Below are 17,826 nucleotides of genomic sequence, written 5' to 3'. Positions count from 1 at the left end.
GGGCGGCCTTACAACTGCCAGGAACCGATGTCGGCATTCACGCCGTCGCCGTCAGGCTGGCCGTCGGCGCCGAGGGAAAAGATGTCGATCTCGCCGTTGGCGCCGGGGTTGAGGTATTGATAAGGACGACCCCAGGGATCGTTCGGCAGGCGTTCCAGGTACGAACGCCAGTTAGTGTTCTTCGCATCGGCCGGTTTCTCCACCAGCACTTTCAGGCCCTGGTTCATGGTCGGATACGTACCGTGATCGAGGCGATACAGCTTCAGCGCCTGCATCAAACCGCCGATGTCCTGCTTCGCCGCCGTGGCCCGCGCCTGATCCGGCCGATCCAGCACCTTGGGCACCACCATCGCCGCGAGAATCCCGAGAATCACCACCACGACCATGATTTCGATCAGCGTAAAACCCTGCTGCGCGCGCGGCAGCCGGGGCGGTTGAACAGGCTGTTTGAACTGCACGATATCCATCTCGTCATTTCCTGGCTTGATTCAATTCGACGCGCAGTGTTGCAAGAAGATATGTCAGGGATGTTGAAAATCCTCGGGAGTTTTGGTCGTCAAGCGGTCAAGCGCGGGCGTTAGCTTCAAGGGCTGCCCGAGCCCCGAGAACCCGATGCGCGCGCCCTCCCGAGAAGCTGGATTTACCCTGATTGAAGTGCTGGTGGCACTGGCGATCATCGCCGTGGCCCTGTCCGCTGCTGTACGCGTGGCGGGTTTGATGACACAGAGCAGCGGGATTTTGCGTGATCGTTCGATTGCGTTGATTGCGGCGCAGAGTCGGATGGCGGAGTTGCGGCTGGAGGGGCGATTGCCGATGGGGATGAAGGTGCTGGAGTGTGATCAGGGGCGGTTGTTGTTGCGGTGTGAGCAGGTGATTGGGGCGGCGGAGAATGGGCGGTTGCTCCGGGTTGGAGTGCAGGTGTTTGATCGGAGCCGGGAGGGGCCGGCGTTGGCGCGGCTAGAGACGTTGTTGAATCGGCCTCAAGACTGAATGGCCGAGGTCGCCAGACATAGCTGACAACCTCGGACGGATGAATCAAGCCGATTAGTGTTTTAGTACCCCGCCTCCCGCACCGAGAATAACCAGAAGCACGACATCCGCGAAATTAGGCGTTCCGACATAAGGAACACCCGAATTCCGATAGCCAGAGATTCGGACAAGATTACCGCCCTGACTGCCATTGAAGTCGATTGCACCGTTCACACATCCACCGTCCGTAAGGTCGATCATGTTACCTACACCCCCCATCCGAATACCCGCGTAATTGGGGTTCACCGCTGCCGCTGTCGCACCAAGTACACCACTGATCTTGTTCGCCGTCCCTTGGTTATCGATGCAATAGCTGCCACGGGGCGCGTAGTAATCGCAGTCGCTGAATGAATTCTGATTGCTGCGAATGACGAGTGGGCAGTGGCCCCCCTCAAAGTGTGAGTTGACAGCCGTACAACCGGGTGCCGAGCTTTCGATATAAACAGATGCTGCTGGAACATTACTGGTGGAAGAACGGTTCCAGGGATGCAGGTTATCCGCTCTGAAATTCCTGCTTGCATACAGCCCAAACCAGGAGTTATCCGCTGAAACGCCGCAGTCCAGCAATGTAACGTTGGTCATCGAGGAATCGGTCGGACCGTTATACAACCAGCCATGACGCCCCGTAGTGTCAATCAGAATGTCTTCGTACGTACTTTCAAAACCCAGCTTGCGCTCAGCATCAATGATGTCGAAATCAGTGATCAGACCATGGGAAGCAGACTGCGTGATGGTGACCTGCCGCAGATTCTGCTTGGCGCCTTTGAGTGCAAACGTGTTCCCGCTGGTGTTATTGGCGCGGTTGCCGTCGAGTTGCATACCGACAATAGAAACGTTGTTGGTGTTGACGTTGAAGTTCGAAGAAATGAAATCCGTATTCAGGCCATTCCTGGCCTTGAGAATGGTAAAGAACTGCCCTTTACCAACCCAGGACATGTTCGGAATGATCCCGATGTACTCGCAGACGTAAGTGCCGTAACCCCACACGATTCTCGCGCCTGCAGCCGTCACTGCAGCGATCGCCAGATTCAAGACACTTTGGGTATTCACCGAGCCATCGCGCTTGAAGCCACACTGCTCGGCGGTGACATTACCATCGTGCATCAACTTCCAACGGCCACCATCGTTCGCGACGATGACCATGGGACTCGCCTCGTTGGTCGTCGTGCCTGTTGTGTCCAAAACGTACTCGGCATGCCCTCCATCTCCGCGAGCATAAAAACCAAGCGTTGAAACCTTCTTGTACGTGGCCGAACTAACGGCGCGCAGATCAGCAAGGGTGTCGACCGTGATGCAATCAATCTGGGCGACACTGTTTGTGGTGTTTTCTGTCATTGGGCATAAATCCTTTTGAGTGGGAAAAGCTCCGCGTCTGGCGGGGCTCGGTTGCAACCTGAGGTGTTGAGGACGGGTTGCGATTAGACTGAAGAGATTCGTTTCTGGCCGGCCTGTAAATCCGGCTGGAAACAAGAATATGCATTAATGCATATATAATCAATGCACTGATGCATATTCTTGGTCGTGGCACAACGCAAAATGGCCCGTTGCGATGGGACGGAGTGTGATCAGCGATTGAAATGAATCAGTCCCCTTTTCCCCACTCACGACCAGGCATCAGAAACAGCGCATGTGCCATCGCCATCTCTGCCAGCCCTGCTCCCACAGATTTCAGCGTCCTACACACTATCTGTGAACAACATAAAACCCCGTGGGAGCGAGCTTGCTCGCGAAGGCGCCAGAATCGACACTCCGTTTAATCAGCAGGCGATCCCGAGGTCTGCCTCATCCCGGCAATTGCAAATTATCCAACGCCCGATTCACCGCCAACTCCCCGAGCATGATCAACTGCGCAATCCCCAACAACGCCCGACGCTGCGAAGCCGGCATCAGACTGGCGACGTTATGGGCAATGGTTTGGGCGGAAGCGAGTGTTTCACTGGCATCGATCAGCAGTTCTTCGTTTTTGTTGTCCGCGGTCACGGCATACATCCCGCGATTTTTACGTGGGGGCGGCGTGAAGCCGGGCGGACAGAGGTAATGGTCGAGCGCGCGGTCGGCGGCTTCGTGGAGTTTTCTGGAATCGATGGATTCGTAGGGGGAAACCGAGTCGGTTTCGGGCGGGTTGGGTGTTGGTTTGATCATGGTGAAGCTCCTTGATGACTGGAGCCGCCACCGTTCGCGGTCAAACAAACAGGGTGGCAGCTGTACGCGGGTTGACCGACCGGACATCAAGGAATCCGGCACACCCGAAGGTGTCCCACGCACAGCCACCGCGACATGATTTCAGACAATGCCTGAACACGTGCAGAACGCTGGTGCGCCTTGATGTTGGGCGGACGGTCAAATCCGATCACTGATTCGTCAGCGACCGGACCACAGTAGAATCCACCCCAAAAACGCACAAGCCGGCGGATTCTGGCGTAGCTGTAGGCAACGGCGCAAGGATATGTAGCCTGAGAGAGTGTCTGGAGATGTCCTTTACACATTGGTGTTTATCGAGACCGTACTGCGGCCCCTCTCCACTTAAGTGAATCCGCACCATGCCGGCAATTTCCAGCGCACAAAGCGTAAACCCAGTCAGGGCGCAAAGGCATTGCGCGCGACTCGACAGAAGCAACTCACCAACAGTCAATTAAAGAATTGTAAGAAATGTTGAGCGCAATTTTTGCCTCAGGCATTCTGTGCGACGCAAATGTACATGGGCGGTAGATTTTTCGCGGTCCTCCTTGAGGACGCACTTTCTAGCTCCCCCAAACGCTTGCCCTACGTACTCTCTCAGTGGCCGGAATGTCGATTTCTATTCCAATCAGGCCAAGGACATCTGAATCTTTGAAAAGGAACTTCCCGTGAGTGGCAAACCTGCAGCCCGAGTCACAGACCCCACCAGTTGCCCGCTCCCGGGGCACGGCACAAATCCAATTGTCAGCGGCTCTCCCAATGTCAAATTCGACGGCCTTCCCGCCGCTCGGCTGACCGATAAATCCGCGTGCGGTAGCCCGATCACCGGAGCGGTCAGCTCGACGGTTTTTATCAATGGGCTGAATGCCGCGACTCAAGGCAGTACCGGTGGCCACGGCAACGTGGTTGTGGGCGGCTCCGGCACGGTCATTATTGGCGACACCGTCGTATCAGCACCCTTCAGCGGCCTGATGCCGATGCCAGTGCATTTCAGCGACAAGTTCAGACTTATTGACGACGAGTCAGGGGAACCGCTAGCTAATCTTGATTACGCCATTCAGCGAGCTGACGGCAGCATTGAGCACGGTGTCAGCGACTCAATGGGGTATACGCACGTAGTCAGCTCGCACCTTGCCGAAACGATCCAACTGTTTTTGGAGGATTGAACATGGATGTCAAAGTAAATAACGGAAGTTTTCCTCATGGCTGAAGTCATTAGCAAAAACGGCCGAAAAATGTCACCTGTAGCCACCAGAACGGTCACACCTGTCAAAGACTCCAGCCCTAAAGCTGTATCCGTAGACGCAAAGCAACAAAAGAGGCGTGCCGAGAATGCGGAGTTCTTAAAGAATAAAAATGTGAAGGCCTTTCTGGATACGTTGGCAAAAGTCGAGGGTGGCGATTATCACGCGAAATTCGGGTATGGCTGGGCAGCCGGCTGGAAATCCGGGAAGTGGACATTCAGTGATGAGTCTACTCACCCAGGACCAGGTCATGGTGGTTCAACGACAGCTTCTGGAAGGTACCAAATCACGAAAGCCACATGGTCGGAACTCTCCATCAAAGCAATGGGGCTATCTGACTTCAGCCCCGGAACCCAGGATTTGATTGCCGTTGAGCTCATGCGCAACGTGAGCGCTATCGAACCGCTGATCGGCGGCGACTTAAAAACGGCAGTTGGAAAAGCATCAAAAAAATGGGAAGCGTTGCCTATGGGGCCGGGCTTGGCAAATCGACCAATCAATGGAAAGCCTTCTGGTCAACCTTATACTGAGTACGACGAAGTAGAAAAAATATATAAAGGCTTTGGCGGTACTGTTAAATGAAACTAAAAATATTAGCTATCAGCCTTTTATGTTGCGTCAGTTTATTTTCTTGCGCAGCAGACCTTCCTATCAAAGAAGGAATGCCATTTTCGAAAGCCCGAAAAGCTTTGATCAAAAATGGCTGGAAGCCGAATCCGACCTACTCAGGTGAGTTCGGGGTTGAAAGCGTTATCCAAAGAAAAGGCTTCAATGAAATCGAGTCTTGCACGGAGGGCGTCCGTTACTGCAGCTTCAACTACATCAAGAACGGAGATTGTTTAGGTGTAGGAACTGTCGGCGAAGAAGTCAAAGACATGAAGATTTATTCCTGGAACTTCAAATGTCCTGAAAAGGATTGAAGCCAGAAATCAAAGGGAATAGAAATCTGTTCCTTTTTGTGGAACGATCAATGAAGACCCCGACTCTCCTGCTCCTCGCAATGTATTGCACGGGTACAAGCTTGGCGTTTGCCGGCGGCTCGCAAGTGACGAACGTCAAGCACGGGCCAGCAGGCATCGCCGTCGATGAGCCGTTGGTGTCGGCCAGATCCAAATTGATCAAACAAGGATGGAAGCCAACCCGGATGCACGCCAGCGATGGCTATGAATACAGTGGTGTCGAGCGGGAGCTGGCCGTCCACAATTTCGAGGAACTCGATACCTGCTCCTTTGATACCTCGCGCTGCATCCTGTTCTATTCAAAGAAAGGCGCCTGCTTGCGCGTCGATACTATTGGTGAGCAACTCAAAGACATGACGGTCACCCGATGGACCGATGAATGTCCGGATGCGCCTTCAGAACTAGACAGCGGCGAATCGAGTTAATGAAGGGTGTGTAGAAACAAAGGGGACCGATTATTTTCTGGAAATAAACAAGTCCCCTTTTCTCACTATTTCACATAGCAAAGCTGATTGGAGTGGATGTACGAACGCTATTTCAGCACACGCTGGGCAACCAATGCTGACTTGACGAAATAACTTTGAATTACCTGCATGCTACTCCGATAACGCAGTAGCCATATATCATCGCAAGCACATACTTTTATTCAGGACCACAGTAATAATGAAAAATCAAAACCTGACGAGCAACACTACCTATGGGGATTCGCAGCCGATTAGTAGAGGAACAAATTTTCGCGACCTCATGAAGCGAATTACATTAATTAGTGCCACCATTTGCTTTTTACTCTTTATCATTCCGAACAATTGGCGATTTGTATATTTTACAACAAGTGTGCTTTTTCTAGCCGCCGGGGTCGGAGTTAGGGTGATGCAAATCCTTCACCCAGGAAAATATGAATTCACTGAATTGTGGGGAGTCATAGTAAGTTGGTACGAAAACCTTGAGCGCCGCCATCAACTTTACCTTAATGTTACCCTATGCCTCCCCTTACTTGGTTATCTTTACCTGCTGGACGCAAAAAATTTATTTGCACCGATGGCTATATTATTTTTTATATATTGCCTAGCCGTTGCGGCGCATGACGTTTATCGCATCTATGCAATTCTTTATGAAACCACGGTTGGCAAAGGGCTTATTGCCATCGCATTTGCTATTGGCTCTAATCTCGCCTTCAGCATCTCGGGAAAAATAATCGGCGGAATGACTCATGTACCGCCTACAATTTTTCCGCACACTTTGTCTTTTCTAGCAATCTTTGCGATTCCATTTCTTTTTATTGCCGCAGGAACAATCTTCATCCCTATATCCGTTGTAATGGCTCCACTTCTTATTTACGGATCGAGCTTTGCGGCAAAAGCACCACGACTCACCAAGTGGTTTTTCGGGATTAAGCTTAACGGCAAAGGAAGTCGCTACATTATTGCAACGGTAATTTTTCAGATAATTTTTTATTCGGCGATGGGAGGGTTCGCACCAACAACATTCCTTCTCTTGCTAAATCGATACAATCAACAAATAGAATCAACTATTGGAGCCTCTATATTTGAGTTCGACATGTATCCCGGCACAGAATGCAAGATTGATTCTAGCTATCGCCAAGCATCGTTAGGTGATGAGAACTACATTCTGGCAAGTAAACAATCAACGGGAATAAAATTCGAACCGCCCAAAAAATGTGCCCTTTGACATGCCCCCTTGCTAGTGCATTCAAAGGAGCAAACAAAGGGGCTGATTTATTTTATGGAAATTAATCAGCCCGCTTTGTTGTCCTTTTGGTGTCCACATCTCAATAGACGGAAATAAAATGGACGAGGTTGTCAGGTGTTGCTGACGACCTCGACCAAATGAACGCTCTTTTTTGCGGCACGCTTCAACGCCATTACGAGGCTTCGGCAAGAAACAATCGCTCGGACCTAGCCACTTTCGCGTAATCCGAACTAGTTTGAGTTCCAGCTGTTGCCCGTTAAGACCCTAGCATCGACACGAATTGTTCGGCGTCAACATATCGCCGTGCATTGAAACCGTTTAATAGACCCGAACATCGTAGCCTAGCGCCCTCAACCCTTTACTGGTTCTGCCATTACGTGGTGGGCATAGTTCAGGGCGAGCCCACCCTGCAAGCTCTGCAATTTGATTATTTCCAAAATGCGGGAATCTTCTTGCTGAACTATGCACAACCTCAAACAGTCTTGCCGGTAGTTCATTCGGAGAACCGCCATCCAGCACAAACGCTATGATATCTAAGACTGTTTCTCCTTTTTCATTGCGCTGGTTAAACAACAGCGAGGCAAATGCATTAACACGCTGCGCCTCAGTAATATTTTCCGCGCCCCTCAAACCTAACTCCTCAAGCCTCATACGACGCACATGGTCTACGGTTGAATGGTTGGCTTGTAGAACTTTAGCGAACTCGTCAAGAGAAAGAGCGCTCACCTTGTCCTTCGCTAGATAGCGACGTATGACCGGGGCTCGGACATGACAATTCTCGTCTTCACTGGATGGAGGTTCTTCCAGTTCAGACCACCATTTCAATGCAGCGAGCATACTTGCGGCTGGATTTTTTCGATTCTTCTGATAGTGCTCATCAAACGGATGACGAACACCATCAACCACTTTGTTATAGTAAAAAGCGTGCAAAAACTGATCAGCTTGCCAAGCTGGAGGCACATCTTGATTGAGCCACCTCGGTCGATAGTCCGGCGCTTTGTCAGCAATATCTCTCAAAACAGAAAGGCCATTGCGCCATTCTTTAATGAAAGACTCCAGGCGAACATCAAGCGCTTTTTCTGAGCTGGTAAATGCAGGGCCATCCCACTTCTTTATGCTCCTCATATGTTCTGAAACCTTCTCAATTTTTTGCAGATCCTTTTCTCTAGACCTAAGAATCCTCTCTTGTTCCTGGATTATTTCCTCCGTCAACTGCTGGGCTGCGTCACAGGATATTAGTGACTCGAAGAACCCCTCTATCTCAGCTATGCCTCCGTTGGATTCTAGATCCTGTTCCGGAATAAATACGCCAAACTCAATATTAGATACCCAAGCCCTTTCGGTAAGGTTTGCGGAACCAATGTATACGCCATGGTTCTTCCACCAAATTACCTTTGCGTGAAGAACATCGGGAATTAGCATGCAAAAAATATTTTTACCACTGCTTCGAAGTAAAATTTTGAGAAGGCGAGGATCTACCGGAACCGTATGGTCATATCGCATCCAGATATCGAGTCTACGCCCGTGCTCAATGCAGTTTTCGACGAGAGTAGTTCCATCACTGCCATAAGCGATGGCCGCACGTACCCAATCAACCTGAACACTCTCTCCAGGAAGCACATTTCTGAGAAAGCTTCCGTTTAACTTATTTGCATAGAAATTCACGAATTTTCTTCCACGGTAAAATCCTGCTCACATTAAAATAGGCGTGCATTCAAAGATAACGAATGCATATATAAAAACATCCACCCTATTTACGACCAACCAAATTGGGAACGGACCTATTTTCACCTTATATAAATACTTCCGCTCCCTTTTATTTCTCTAATCACTACTCTCAGCGTACCAGTGAAGCGACGACTCAATGAGGCGTCGATACTGCGTATCGATCTGCCGCGGAGCAAGACGAACATATTGTTCGGCTATCTCTCGCAGCTCACCGGTGAGCCTTTCTAGATACTCAACAACCTGCTCGGCTGAAGGCGTGACTTCTTTACCATTAAACTTGGGGGGAAGACCGGTCCATATCACTTGGTCAATGTCATGTGCATCGGCCCATTCGGATAGATGTGGAATCAGTCTTGGCGAAGGCTGGCCCACAGACCATCTACACACATGCCTTTCCACATTTTTCCCCAGGATTCCTTCCCGGCAGGCCAAAGCCTCTATCGCGGAGGCGAGATCCTCTGATTGCATTAGAGCCCACAGGGAGTGAACAAAACTTTCAGATTCAATTAACACCAGTGTAATTCGCCCATTGTGCGATTGCCGAGCGAACTCAACTGGTATCAGAGGGCCATCCATGAACCATTGCCCCTGAATTGGAAATCCTTTTGGCTCCCAAATTAAGGAGCCCCATCCCAGACAAGCGATACGAGTCAATGTGCCTCCTTCAACTCAGTTCCTTTTTTTAACCTCTCACTTTGGCTATTTCCCTCGACCGCTTATCTAGAGCACTCCGCCATACCGCTAACCTCTCAATATCCGCACCCAATTCGTCAGGGTCTGGTATTGGAAGCCTTCCTACGGGAGTTGCCGCGTCATGCTCGAACTTGGAGCTTTTGGACATGCCGCTTTCTACCTCCCGATAATCATCGTCGGTGACGACAACCGATTTCAGGCGCTGTGTCGACACTCCCTCGCCAAATCTTTGGACTGCCCCATTCAGGAGCACCTCTTCAACACATCGCTCCCAAGCTAGGCGCAAACGACCGTAGCAAGCAGACGTCAAGCGACGAAGTTCATCTTCATCTCCGCTCTTCTGCGCGTTGCGAACCCCCACCAACTCCTGTCGAAGCCTTGCAAGCCGATCTTTGGTACCGACGACGTCGAATGGCAGATCATGCGAGTGCACACCATATCCTTCCGCGGTGCGACGAATATAGTTCTTGGTCAATTGAGCCCCTAGTTCCTCGACTTTTTGCTCCAAAATACAAAGAAAGTAGATGTCGTGAGTGAAGATAATCACCTGTCGGTTTAGCGCTTCTAAAGCTAAGCGCTCTGCAACTTCCCAGCGACGTCGGTGATCTAGCGAAGACACTGGATCATCCAAAACTATTCCTCCACGCCCTTTGCCGAGCTTGATCTCGGCAAGGAAGGATGCAATTGCGATAGCTCGCTGCTCCCCTTCACTGAGAATGGCTGCAGGAGTACCTCCGCCTGGTAATTGCAAAACGAGCTTGAATTGCGTCTTACCACCTGGGGACTCAGGCTTCATCACGATCTGAAGCTGATGCACTTTAAGATGTTTGAGTTCGTCGTTGAGAGCGTCCGCCAGTTCCTGACTAGCGGTGGTCCGTGAAAGTTCGGTGGATTTTCTGGAAATGGCTCGTGTATCAAAACCATCGATGCATAATTGGAGCTTACGACCTGCCTCATGCTTGGCAATCGCTTCCAAAACAGCGTCCTTGATCTCGCTCAGACGTATCCGTGCATCAAGCTCTCGCTTCTCCGCCGTCATCTGAGAACGAATCTTTTCGTCCGCCGTTGCGTCCAGCACTTTGGACTGATTCAGTAAGCCTTCAATTACAGCGGTTAAACCGGGGCACGGGTCAGTCGATAGTGCCAATACCTCTTCCCACTTGAGCTCACCCGCAGCGGCTTGAAGAATCGAAGCCCGCCGGCTGTTCAGGCATGTTTGCATCGACGAACAGACAGCAGCGAGCTCGGGGTCAAGCTCGGTTAATTCTTCCACAAGTCCATCACGAAACATTACGTCCAGTGTCGCCCTTTGAACTGCCCTGTAGGCTGTAGTTGCAGTATCACGAGCCTCCTTCGCAGCCTTTTCGGCAGCCTGTTTAATGAACGTATCAAAGCGAATCAAGTGCGCAACACCTTCTATACCAAGCTGGTTCTGGCAGAGAGGGCATGCAGAATCTTGAGGTATCTCCGGAAACTCATGGCCTGGATGACTCACTTGTGCGAAAACTCTGGCAGCGTCAAACAGCGCCTTCCATTCTTCACCTCCAGTGCCAATAAGTTGACCTGGGGTTTGTTTGAACTCTTGCGCTGCCAACTCTGCCGCAGCTTTTGCAGTTTTCGAGATTTCAATAAGCTGTCTAAGCTGGCCTACCGTTCTTTCGTCAACCAATGCAATCGCTGCCACCAAGCGATCCTTTAAACCGGAGAAACGCGTTACCTTTTGGCGCAGCGCTTGTGCTTTTTGCTTAGGATCTGCTTCGGCGAGGGTTTGAGTCAAAAGCGATAATCGATCTAGCTCAACTTGAGTGAACGCGGCAAGAGTCTCTATTTGCTGAGGGAGGGTAGTGCTCGGGATGCCGAGTAATGCGGCGGCGACCTGCGTTTGATCTTTCGTAAGAGTGGCATACGATGCGTCCGTCGGAGCATTCGCGGCCTTCTCCTGAGTAGCACGCGCCTTCAGCTTATTACATACGCCGGCCATCCCTTCCAAGATATCCAGCCCGTATGGCGCATAAGCAAAGTCACCATGGTTATCAATGTAAGCACGAGCGCAATGAGTATCGAAGATGGCAATGTCCGAAAGCGGCTCGGGAGCAACGGCCCCGTATTGCCAGGAAAGATCGGTTGTCACACCATCAATTACGGTTTCAAAAATTGCCTGGGCGACACCAGCAGTCTTTGGGTGCAGATTGGCGTTTGGGAGAATTGGCTCGCGCCGGTCCCTGGCGCGGCATGCATGTTTGAACACCCTCGAGTAACCCGATTTTCCCGCGCCGTTCTCCCCGTAAATTACGGTTAAACCAGTCAAAGAAATGGGAACACTTCCCCCGTTGGCTAAAGCATTTACGTTCACAAGTTGCTTGATCGCAGCCACCTGCACTAACCGTGCTGGATCGTTCGGCTGAGCTATCAATGCGTCTTCAAGCTTCTTGGGATTTCGACCCTCAGGATCCGGGATTCCAGATTCGGCCTTGGCCAACGCATAAAGGTCGTCAAGATCAGCAGCACTGAGAATACGATCTTGGTAAAGGCGAGCAATTGCATCTTGCTGCCACGCAGGCAGTGCATCAGACCACGCGTGGATTTCCTGAATGATCGTCACCCACCTACTCCTTGGCGTAGTACAACCACACCGATGAATAAAAAGCGGAAACTTGCCTTCAGTATGTCTAGCAGACAAAAGCAGATCAGGAAGAAGTCAGCAAAATAAATTTAGAATTAGCCTCCCGCATTTGGGGAGGTAGAAACGAAGCGGCCGCTTTGCTCTGAAAACAATCACAAACATTCTTTACACTGCCGTTCTCTTCATGTGCCGTGCTGATTGAACCGACAATGTAGAAGGCGCTCGCCAACTGAAACATCAACATTGTTTCCTTAAGGCTCACCAATCAAGGTCTCACCAACCTAGGCATCTCCACCCCCTCCCCCAACCTCTCCACCTCCAACCGCACCCTCTCCCCACCCTGCTCAATCACCACCCCGCCCCCCTCCACCGCCACCAACTTCACCCCAGGACTCACCCGCTCCCCCTGCAAAAAGCTCAGCGGCGGCCCGTCGTTGAGGCTGAGTATCGCCACCGCCCCACGACTCCCCGCCATCACACCGCTGACCTTGATCTGCACCGGAGCCGTCTGGTTGGAAAACCACTGCAACGCCGGGCTGTCGCTGCGTGCTGCGAGCAGTTGCGGTGCGGCGGCCGGGGTGTGGGATTCGGCGGACGTCAGCAGCAGTGACGACCAGACCGCGACGCCCGCCAGCGCTGCCAGCAGGCCGAGGCCCTGGATCATTTGCGGCGGGGAAAACCGTGGGATGAGCAACATGGGCTGAATCTCCTTTTAGTCCCGATAACCAGACTACCCGGCAATTCTCACGGTTTTATTTCACACGCCTTACATGTTCGCCGGGCAGGATGGTTTTTCAGTTCAGGGCACGACGCAAAGGAGCGCGTAACCGATGAATCCGTGCAGGCAGCAAGGCTTCACCCTGATCGAGTTGATGGTGGTGCTGGTGATTGTCGGCATCGCCAGTGCGGCGATCAGCCTGAGTATCAAACCCGACCCGTTGCAACTGCTGCGCAAGGATGCCGAGCGCGTCGCACAACTGCTGCAAGTCGCACAGGCCGAAGCGCGGGTCGATGGGCGGTCGATTGCCTGGCTGAGCAATGCCAAGGGGTTTCGTTTCAGCCGGCGCAGCGATAGCGGCAAGGGCTTCGACCATTTCAATCAGGACCCGCAATTGCGCCCGCGCCCCTGGCAGAGCCCGAAGGTTGAAGTGCGGGTGGAACCGAAGCAGAAAGTGTTGCTCAACGCCGAATGGATCAACCCGCCGCTGCAGTTGACGCTGTCTGACGGACTGAATCGGTTGAGTGTGCTGCGCGATGCTTCAGGCCGGATCAGCGTGCAATGAACAAACAAGAAGGTTTCACCCTGATCGAGGTGATGGTGGCGATGCTGCTGATGGCGGTGGTCAGCCTGATTGCCTGGAAGGGGCTGGACAGCGTGACCCGGGCCGACAGCCATTTGCAGGCCAGCAGCGAACAGAGCGACAGCCTGCTGCGGGCGCTGAATCAGTTGCAGCGCGATGTCGAGATGCGCGCCGGCATCGAACTCAGCGAACCGAAAAGAGCCAGTGACGACGAAGCCCCCAGCGCCCCGCCCGCCCTCACCGTGCGCAGCAGCGACAGCCGGGGGTTTCGTCTGGACATCATTCGTAGCGCCGTCGACCAGCCCGGCGCCCTGCAGCGGGTGCGCTGGTGGCTCAAGGGCGATACGTTGTACCGCGCGGTTGCTCCGGCGCGCAGCCGTTATCCGTTGCCGGCGCCAGGCGCGGGGGTGGCGGTATTGAATGAGGTCAGTGATTTGCAGGTGCGGGTTTGGGAGGCGGACAAGGGGTGGCGGCAGTTGAGTGGCAATCGGCGGGAAGATCCGATGGGGCTGGAGGTGCGTCTGACTCGGCAGACGCCGCAGGGGTTGGAGAAATACCGTCAGGTCATGGGGCCGTTGCAACTGCAATAGGCCACGGTGTCAGACGTTCCGATGAGGGGTAGCGGCTCGCCCGCAAAGGCGAAGTGTCCGTTGATAGATCAGCCGACTGTTCCACCGCATTCGCAGGCAAGCCCGCTCCCACATTGGAATTCGGTGCTTTTCTGTGGGAGTGGGCTTGCCCACGAAGGCGGCCGAATGGCATGGACAAGACAGTTGCTCCCACAGGGGGGTCACCTGGACCAGCAAAAGCCTCAACTGAGAACCACAACCCCACCCGGCAACTCGGTGCATTTGACCCCATAGGCATCGCGAATCAGCAGCGCCACGCCGGCCAGTTGATCAAGGCTGAAGCGCGCCTGCACCCGGCGCTGGCCCAGGTCGCGGTTGAGCAGCAACAGCATGCCCGGCCGGTAGCGGTTGATCTCGTCGATCATCTGGCTCAGGGTCGCGCCGTTGAATACCAGCACCTGTTGGCGCCAGTTCATCACCGCCGCCGTATCGACACTTTGCACGGCGCCAATCTGGCGGCCGTCGTAGGTCAGTTGCTGGCCCGGCTCCAGGCGCACACTGCGGCCCTCGACATCGACGTCCACCGCGCCGTCGAGGCAGGTCACGCAGACCTGCTGGTCGATGTTGCGCAGGTTGAATCGCGCCCGACTCGCGCGCAGCCAGCCGCTGCCGGCCTGCATCGCCAGCGGCAGGCGCGCGGTCTGCACCTCGACTTCGCCACTGAGCAGTTCGAAACCTTGCAGGCCGTCGTCCACGGCGCGCTGGTTGATTCGCGTCTGGGTGTTGAGTTCCAGGCTGACACCGTCGGCCGGCTCGACCCGACGTTGCTGCCCGACCTCGGTGATGTAATCGGCACCCAGCCCGGAGAAGCCGCCCGGCACCGTGCCACGCACCAGAAAGAACGCCGCCGAGGCCGCGATGGCGCCGCCGAGAAACGCCCGTCGACCATACCCGCGCGGTGCCTGCAAGGCCTCGGCGGCCGGGCGCAGCTGATGCCACAGGGCTTTGCAGTCTTCAAAGGCGCGGGCGTGGTCGGGACTTTGCGCGCACCACTGGCGCAACGCCCGGGCATCGGCAACCGTGGCGCGGCCGGAGGTCAACAGGATCAGCCAGTCGCGGGCTTCGCTTTGCAGGCGCTCGGCGGCCGTCGGCTCGGCAGGTGTCAGACGGAAGATGTTCAAACGCGCAAATTCTCAACGGATTAATCGGGACTCTTCTCTCAAGACGGTTTTCCGGCCCCGCGACCGAACCGCTGAAACACTTTTCTTTCCAAACGCGTTGCGCAATACCCCAGGGCAGCCTTGATTTCCTTCTCGACCATGCGTGTGGAAATGCCGAAGCGCTGGGAGATTTCCAGATGCGGCGCCTCCTCCAGACGCGCGGCGATGAAGATCCGCCGCCGCCGCGCCGGCAACTCGTACAGGGCGCTGAGCAGCGACTGGATTTCCTTCTGCCCGCCCACCACCCGCGCCGGATCCAGGGCTTCGTCGCCGATTTGCAGCAGCTCCTCCACTTCCTCGCCGGTGAGCAACCGCGCATCGGCCTGACGGCGGTCGGCAGCGATGTTCAGGGCCATGCGATACAGGTAGGCATTGGGCCGCGCAATATTGGGCGGCGCTTCCATGCGGTCGACCCGCAGATAGGTTTCGTGCAGCACGTCGTTGGCCAGGTCCTCGGAGCCGAGACGGCGCCGCAGGCGTACCCGAAAGTCCTCGTAGGACGTCAGGAACAACTGGACCATCGAACTTTGCCCGGCGTCTTTCATCCCCCGGAAACTCCTTCCCTTTGTGTGCATTCCATGCGCTTTCCTGACGATTCGGGTAACAACAGCAAGGTGACCGGTTGGCGCAAGGCGCCGGGTGTCGGCCGTTCGATCCTGAGTGTGCGAAAGCTCTCTACCAGCGCCGCGTCGCGCCGCGTGTCGCCGGTGGAAGTGACCAGCCGGTTGTGCTGCACCACGCCGTCGCGGCCGATCCACACCTGCAACACCGCGCGAAACGTGCCCGGACGGGTCAGCGGCGAACGGCACAAGTTGCGCTCGATCGCCGCCTGAACCGCTGTCGCATAGTTGCGGTTGACCACCGCACTGCCGGGCACCGGCCTTTCCGTCGGCAGCGCGACCTCTTCGACCTGCGCCACTTGCAGGGTGAATGCGTCGTCCCGGGCATACCGGGCCATCAAGCCACTGCCGCCGAGCAACCGGCGCAAGGCATCGGCGGCGGTGAACTCACCGTCCACCGCCAACGAGCGCCGGCCACGACTCAACTGACTGTCGACCAGCACCGCCACGCCGGTGGCGCGACTGTACTGATCCAGGGCCTGGGCCAGATCCTGAGCCGGAATGTGCAGCGTCATGCGCGTCGATGCCGGCATCGGTCCAGCCGACACGTCGTGCAAAAACAGGCCAAGCAACAGCCCCAGGCATACCCGGCACACAAGCGCTGAACGTTGAAATCCGTCCCTGGCACTGCCTCGCTGCACGGCTGACGCACCCCTGAAAACCGTCATCCTGAGGTCTGTTTATGAATCTGGTGTGACGGCAACTGCAAAAAAACCATCACGGGATCGCCCTCGGGGTTGCACTAGACTCAGACCCAGAGCGGCCCCTTCGGGCCGGCCAGGAGGCCGACATGAAATCAATCTGCGCAAGGGTGCTTGGCGGGCTGTTGCTGAGTGCGCTCAGCGTTGCCCATGCGGAGCAGCCACTGGGCTGCGTCGAGGTCACGGTGGGTGGCTACAAGGCACCGAATTACGACTGCCTCAGCCAACAAATGGGCAACAACCCCGACGGGGCGAAAGCCGCACAAAAGAATCAGGAAGCGCTGAACGTCCCGGTGAACAAACGGCCACCGAATCAGGTAGGCCTGGCGACGCCTGCGGCTACCAGCACACGGATGGGCAACACCTTCGGCACTTCGGTCAAACCACAGCGTCCGCCAAACTGACGGGCATCACTCACTCGCGGTCTGACGAAAACTCACCGCCAGGCGGTTCCAGCTATTGATGGTGCTGACGGCCATGGTCAGGTCCACCAATTCGCCCTCGCTGAATTGCGCCCGGGCGTCCTGGTAGACATCATCCGGCACCCGACTCTCGGCCAGCAGCGTCACCGCCTCGGCCCACGCCAGCGCCGCCCGTTCGCGCGGATTGAAAAAACCGCTGTCACGCCAGACCACAATCGAATACAACCGCCGATCACTCTCCCCCGCCCGCCGGGCGTCCACCGAATGCATGTCGGTACAGAAGGCGCAGCCGTTGAGCTGCGAGGCACGGATCTTGATCAGTTGCAGCAACGGCGGCTCGATGCTCAGGCTGCTGGTCAAAGCCTCCATGGCAATCATCGCTTTCATCGCCTTGGGCGAGGCGCTGTAGTAATCCAGGCGCGGGGACATGGCGCGGGTCTCGGGAAGCTGAAGATGAGACTCAAATTAAGCGCAGATATCTTGGTATGACAGCCCCAATTCAACGGAAAACTGCTATGCCATTTTTTAACGGCCCGGCGCAGCTATCAGCCACATGCAGATGTATTTTTGGCGGACTTGAGGACGCAGCCCCTCACCCTAGCCCTCCCGAAACGTCGGACCGCCCGGAGGGAGAGGGAACTGACCACCGCGGCAGTAAAGAATATGTACACCCGCCAAAACCAGGTCGGCTCGGAGGCCGCCTTCGTGGGCAAGCCCACTCCCACAAAAGCAAAAGCAAAAGCAAAAGCCGTCCGCATCCGCTTCTCACCACTCAACACAATGAGCGTTAGCTCGAGTACCGCTTTTGATCTTGCCGTGCCGGCCCCTT

General features: G+C 54.7%; 20 protein-coding genes. 9 read left to right on the top strand and 11 right to left on the bottom strand.

The genetic code is table 11. From position 1 onward, the window contains the following. Window positions 1–8 precede the first annotated feature (8 nt). Window positions 9–467: a type II secretion system major pseudopilin GspG gene (gene gspG / locus N8H74_RS26000; protein WP_217833474.1), complete on the bottom strand. Its 459-nt coding sequence runs from the start codon at window positions 465–467 to the stop codon at window positions 9–11. A 145-nt stretch (window positions 468–612) separates the two neighbouring features. On the opposite strand from gspG, the gene gspI reads away from it, so the two are divergent. Beyond that, the gene (gene gspI / locus N8H74_RS25995) at window positions 613–990 is read left to right on the top strand and encodes a type II secretion system minor pseudopilin GspI (protein WP_262151382.1); all 378 of its coding nucleotides are present in this window, start codon (window positions 613–615) and stop codon (window positions 988–990) included. Between the two features lie 54 nt (window positions 991–1,044). On the opposite strand, the gene N8H74_RS25990 is transcribed toward gspI, so the two are convergent. After that, complete coding sequence (locus tag N8H74_RS25990; RefSeq protein ID WP_262151380.1) at window positions 1,045–2,364, bottom strand: hypothetical protein; 1,320 nt, start codon at window positions 2,362–2,364, stop codon at window positions 1,045–1,047. Window positions 2,365–2,811: 447 nt separating this feature from the next. After that, window positions 2,812–3,171, bottom strand: a complete 360-nt coding sequence (locus tag N8H74_RS25985; RefSeq protein ID WP_262151379.1) for a hypothetical protein — start codon at window positions 3,169–3,171, stop codon at window positions 2,812–2,814. Between the two features lie 704 nt (window positions 3,172–3,875). Here N8H74_RS25985 and N8H74_RS25980 point away from each other — a divergent pair. The 5 genes from N8H74_RS25980 (at window position 3,876) to N8H74_RS25960 (ending at window position 7,099) form a co-directional block, all read left to right on the top strand. After that, window positions 3,876–4,373 (top strand): PAAR domain-containing protein, encoded by a 498-nt coding sequence (locus N8H74_RS25980; protein WP_262151376.1) that lies wholly within the window; start codon window positions 3,876–3,878, stop codon window positions 4,371–4,373. Window positions 4,374–4,409: 36 nt separating this feature from the next. Further along, the gene (locus tag N8H74_RS25975) at window positions 4,410–5,033 is read left to right on the top strand and encodes a hypothetical protein (RefSeq protein WP_262151374.1); all 624 of its coding nucleotides are present in this window, start codon (window positions 4,410–4,412) and stop codon (window positions 5,031–5,033) included. Next, a complete protein-coding gene (locus tag N8H74_RS25970; RefSeq protein ID WP_262151372.1) occupies window positions 5,030–5,371 on the top strand; it encodes a hypothetical protein in 342 nt (113 codons plus the stop codon). Before N8H74_RS25975 ends, N8H74_RS25970 begins: the two co-directional genes overlap by 4 nt. A gap of 50 nt (window positions 5,372–5,421) precedes the next feature. Continuing rightward, complete coding sequence (locus N8H74_RS25965; protein ID WP_262151370.1) at window positions 5,422–5,835, top strand: hypothetical protein; 414 nt, start codon at window positions 5,422–5,424, stop codon at window positions 5,833–5,835. 238 nt (window positions 5,836–6,073) lie between these two features. Then, a complete protein-coding gene (locus tag N8H74_RS25960; protein WP_262151368.1) occupies window positions 6,074–7,099 on the top strand; it encodes a hypothetical protein in 1,026 nt (341 codons plus the stop codon). A 339-nt stretch (window positions 7,100–7,438) separates the two neighbouring features. Here N8H74_RS25960 and N8H74_RS25955 read toward each other — a convergent pair whose 3' ends face one another. From N8H74_RS25955 to N8H74_RS25940, 4 genes are all read right to left on the bottom strand, one after another. Continuing rightward, window positions 7,439–8,785, bottom strand: a complete 1,347-nt coding sequence (locus tag N8H74_RS25955) for a phospholipase D family protein (RefSeq protein WP_262151366.1) — start codon at window positions 8,783–8,785, stop codon at window positions 7,439–7,441. Window positions 8,786–8,944: 159 nt separating this feature from the next. Continuing rightward, window positions 8,945–9,502, bottom strand: coding sequence for a hypothetical protein (locus N8H74_RS25950; protein WP_262151364.1), 558 nt, complete (start codon window positions 9,500–9,502; stop codon window positions 8,945–8,947). A 28-nt stretch (window positions 9,503–9,530) separates the two neighbouring features. Continuing rightward, window positions 9,531–12,143 (bottom strand): AAA family ATPase, encoded by a 2,613-nt coding sequence (locus N8H74_RS25945; protein ID WP_262151362.1) that lies wholly within the window; start codon window positions 12,141–12,143, stop codon window positions 9,531–9,533. Between the two features lie 286 nt (window positions 12,144–12,429). Further along, window positions 12,430–12,861 carry a general secretion pathway protein GspC gene (locus tag N8H74_RS25940; RefSeq protein ID WP_262151360.1) on the bottom strand — a complete coding sequence of 144 codons (432 nt, stop codon included), beginning with the start codon at window positions 12,859–12,861 and terminating at the stop codon, window positions 12,430–12,432. 133 nt (window positions 12,862–12,994) lie between these two features. On the opposite strand from N8H74_RS25940, the gene gspH reads away from it, so the two are divergent. After that, on the top strand, window positions 12,995–13,447 hold the full coding sequence (gspH, locus tag N8H74_RS25935; protein WP_262151358.1) for a type II secretion system minor pseudopilin GspH: 453 nt from the start codon (window positions 12,995–12,997) through the stop codon (window positions 13,445–13,447). Further along, entirely contained in the window at window positions 13,444–14,055 is a 612-nt protein-coding gene (locus N8H74_RS25930) for a prepilin-type N-terminal cleavage/methylation domain-containing protein (protein WP_262151356.1), read from the top strand. Before gspH ends, N8H74_RS25930 begins: the two co-directional genes overlap by 4 nt. A gap of 221 nt (window positions 14,056–14,276) precedes the next feature. Here the strand turns inward: N8H74_RS25930 and N8H74_RS25925 are convergent, their stop codons facing one another. From N8H74_RS25925 to N8H74_RS25915, 3 genes are read right to left on the bottom strand one after another with little or no spacing between them, the layout of a single operon-like run. Continuing rightward, the gene (locus N8H74_RS25925) at window positions 14,277–15,215 is read right to left on the bottom strand and encodes a DUF4880 domain-containing protein (RefSeq protein ID WP_262151354.1); all 939 of its coding nucleotides are present in this window, start codon (window positions 15,213–15,215) and stop codon (window positions 14,277–14,279) included. A gap of 38 nt (window positions 15,216–15,253) precedes the next feature. Then, window positions 15,254–15,799, bottom strand: a complete 546-nt coding sequence (locus N8H74_RS25920) for an RNA polymerase sigma factor (protein ID WP_217834814.1) — start codon at window positions 15,797–15,799, stop codon at window positions 15,254–15,256. Next, entirely contained in the window at window positions 15,796–16,515 is a 720-nt protein-coding gene (locus N8H74_RS25915; RefSeq protein ID WP_347710407.1) for a secretin and TonB N-terminal domain-containing protein, read from the bottom strand. The genes N8H74_RS25920 and N8H74_RS25915 overlap by 4 nt, the downstream gene beginning before the upstream one ends. A gap of 149 nt (window positions 16,516–16,664) precedes the next feature. Here N8H74_RS25915 and N8H74_RS25910 point away from each other — a divergent pair, with 149 nt between their 5' ends. Continuing rightward, window positions 16,665–16,979, top strand: coding sequence for a hypothetical protein (locus tag N8H74_RS25910; protein WP_262151350.1), 315 nt, complete (start codon window positions 16,665–16,667; stop codon window positions 16,977–16,979). Between the two features lie 6 nt (window positions 16,980–16,985). On the opposite strand, the gene N8H74_RS25905 is transcribed toward N8H74_RS25910, so the two are convergent. After that, a complete protein-coding gene (locus tag N8H74_RS25905) occupies window positions 16,986–17,426 on the bottom strand; it encodes a carboxymuconolactone decarboxylase family protein (protein WP_217834817.1) in 441 nt (146 codons plus the stop codon). Window positions 17,427–17,826: the final 400 nt, after the last annotated feature.

It is taken from the genome of Pseudomonas sp. B2M1-30, assembly GCF_025447575.1.
GTDB classification, from domain to species: domain Bacteria; phylum Pseudomonadota; class Gammaproteobacteria; order Pseudomonadales; family Pseudomonadaceae; genus Aquipseudomonas; species Aquipseudomonas botevensis.
Note: the sequence above shows the minus strand (reverse complement) of the source record. Positions and strands in the feature narration are given on the sequence as shown.